Raw genomic sequence first — 2,857 nt, forward strand, 5'->3', positions numbered from 1 at the left:
AGATGTGGATAAGAGGCAGGTTTGGGGGGTGTGGGTGACGTGGGGGGCGTCATCGCGGCGTGTGTCCTTCCACCAGTTTCAGGAGCGCGGCCAGGTCGTCGGCTCCGGTGTGCGGGTTGAGCAGGGTGGCTTTGAGCCAGAGGCGGTCGTCGAGGCGGGCGCGGCCGAGGACGGCCCGGCCTTCGGTGAGGAGGGTGCGGCGTACGGCGGCGACGGTGTCGTCGGTGGCGTCGGTGGGCCGGAACAGGACGGTGCTGATGGTGGGCCGGTCGTGGAGTTCGAAGCGGGGGTGCCGGTCGATGAGTTCGGCGAACTCGGCGGCTCGTTCGCAGACCCGGTCGACGAGGGCGCCGAGTCCGGTGCGGCCGAGGGTTTTGAGGGTGACGGCGATCTTGAGGATGTCGGGTCGTCGGGTGGTGCGCAGGGAGCGGCCGAGGAGGTCGGGGAGGCCTGCTTCGGTGTCGTCGTCGGCGTTGAGGTAGTCGGCGTGGTGGCCGAGTGGGGCGAGGTCGTGCCGGTCGCGTACGGCGAGGAGTCCTGCGGCGATGGGCTGCCAGCCGAGTTTGTGCAGGTCGAGGGTGACGGTGTGGGCGCGGGCGAGGCCGTCGAGTTTTGAGCGGTGGCGGGCGCTGAAGAGGAGGCCTCCGCCGTAGGCGGCGTCGATGTGGAGGCGGGCGCCGTGGGCTTCGCAGAGGGCTGCGATGTCGGGGAGGGGGTCGATGAGACCGGCGTCGGTCGTTCCGGCGGTTGCGGCGACCAGGAGGGAGCCGCGGGGGCCCTGGAGTGCGGTGAGGGCTTCGCCGAGTGCGGCGGGGTCCATGGTGCCTGCGGGGGCGGGCACGGTGACGGGTTCGGGGAGGCCGAGGAGCCAGGTGGCGCGGCGGAGGGAGTGGTGGGCGTTCTCGGCGCAGACGAGTTGGGTGTGGCCGTGGTGTTCGCGGGCGAGGAGGAGGGCGAGTTGGTTGGACTCGGTGCCGCCTGTGGTGACGAGGGCGTCACCGGCTGACCGGGCTTGGTCTGTCTCCCCGTAGACCTCTGCGGCGAGGGCCCTGGTGACGAGGGCTTCCAGTTCGGAGGCGGCCGGGGCCTGGTCCCAGGAGTCGAGGGAGGGGTTGAGGACGGAGGCGGCGAGGTCGGCTGCGGTGGCGACGGCGAGGGGTGGGCAGTGGAGGTGGGCCGTGCAGAGGGGGTCCGCGGGGTCTGCCGCGCCTGCCGCGAGGGCTTGGACGAGGGTGCGGAGGGCGTCTTCGTCGCCGTGGTCCGGGAGGGGGTCGCCGAGTGCCTCTCGGAGGCGGGCGGCGACCTCGGTGGGGCCGCCGGCCGGGAGGGGGCCGTCGCGGGTGGCTGCGCCGGCTGTCAGTGCGTCGAGCACGGTGGTGAGCAGCGGTCGCAGGGTGGTCGGGCCTTGGGGGCCTGATGCGAGCGGGCTCATGGTCGTCCTCCGGGGCGCGGGCGGGGACTTCCAGCGTGTCTTTGTTTGGGGCGGTGTGCGGGGAGAGTGCGGTGATCAGCACTCGAAAGGGGGTATTGCGCTCCGCGCCGGGGTTGTGGGGGACGTGCGGGTTTGTGGGTGAGGTGCGGGTCGGTCGGGGCTGGCCGCGCAGTTCCCCGCGCCCCTAAAAGCAGGCGGTTCGTGGCGCCCGTGCAAGAAAGCGAGCCCTGCCTCCCTGAAAGACAGGCGGTTCGCCGTGCCCCTGCAGATGGGCGCCCCGCTGCCCTGAAGACCAATGGCCGGCAGCAGGCCGCGCCCGTCCAAGAAAGCGAGCCCCGCGCCCCTGGAGGCCAAAAGCAGGCGGTTGCCCGCGCGCCTGTAAGAAGCGGCCCCGCGCTCCCGGAACAACAGGGGCGCGAGGCCGGTCGATCAGCGCCTGTCCTCTACGCCTCTCGTACTCGCAACGCCCGCGCCAAGTCGTCCAGTTGGTCTGTGAGTTTGCGGCGGAGGGCTGGGGTGGGGGTGGACTCGGTCAGGCATTGTTCGCCTGCTTGGAGGGTTTCCGGGGTGATGGCGTAGGCCGGGAAGGCCCAGCGGCCCGCCGCTTCGGCGATGGCGGGGCCTCGGCGGGCGGCTACGGCTACCGCGTCGTTCCAGTAGAGGTCGACGTACTGGCGTACGAGGTCGGTCTGTTCGGGTTGCCAGAAGCCCTGGGCGGTGGCGGTGAAGAGGTAGTTGGAGAGGTCGTCGGTGGTGAACATCGAGTCCCAGGCGGCGCGCTTGGCGACCGGGTCGGGGAGGGCGGCGCGGCAGCGGGCGGCGCCTTCCTGGCCGGTGGCGCTGGGGTCCTGGACGAGTTCGGTGTCGATGACGGCGTCGTCGATGGCGCCGAGGACGGCGAGGCGGCCGAGGATGCGCCAGCGCAGTTCGGGGTCGAGTTCGGGGCCGCCGGGGACGGTGCCTTCGGAGAACCAGGCGCTGATGGTGTCGGGCTGGGCGGCGACGTCGATGAGGTGGCGTACGGCGATGAGGCGCAGGCCGGGGTGGTCGCCGTCCTCGGTGCGGCGGATGAGGTCGCGGCAGAGCGAGGTGAGGGTGGCGAGGGCTGCGGGCCGTTCGTGGGCGGGCAGGTAGCGGTCGGCGACCTGGGCGGCGGCGAAGGTGAGGACGCCCTGGACGACGGCGAGGTCGCTCTCCTCGGGGAGGTGGGTGCGGGCGGTCTCCAGGTAGGCGGCGGGGGCGAGGTCGCCGTCGCGGACCATGTCGCGCAGGGTGTTCCACAGGACGGCGCGGGTGAGGGCGTCGGGAACGTCGGAGATGCCGCGCAGGGCGGTCTCGGAGGAGACGTCGTCGAGGCGGATCTTGGCGTAGGTGAGGTCGAGGTCGTTGGGGACGACGAGGGCGGGGCGGGGGCCGGTGCGGGGT

At 72.4% G+C, this 2,857-nt stretch carries 2 protein-coding genes; both read right to left on the bottom strand.

Annotated features, from left to right (window positions below):
* Window positions 1–49: 49 nt before the first annotated feature.
* Window positions 50–1,432 (bottom strand): pyridoxal phosphate-dependent decarboxylase family protein, encoded by a 1,383-nt coding sequence (locus AOK17_RS44230; protein WP_055618305.1) that lies wholly within the window; start codon window positions 1,430–1,432, stop codon window positions 50–52.
* A 443-nt stretch (window positions 1,433–1,875) separates the two neighbouring features.
* Window positions 1,876–2,857, bottom strand: a 982-nt coding sequence (locus tag AOK17_RS44235; RefSeq protein WP_206190940.1) for an ERAP1-like C-terminal domain-containing protein, incomplete at its 5' end; no start/stop codon positions are given.

The sequence above is a fragment of the Streptomyces phaeochromogenes genome, assembly GCF_001418655.1.
Lineage (GTDB): Bacteria > Actinomycetota > Actinomycetes > Streptomycetales > Streptomycetaceae > Streptomyces > Streptomyces phaeochromogenes.

Bases quoted from the DNA above. Each gene is read 5' to 3' on its own strand.
- AOK17_RS44230 (WP_055618305.1), bottom strand. From the start codon at position 1,432: ATGAGCCCGCTCGCATCAGGCCCCCAAGGCCCGACCACCCTGCGACCG.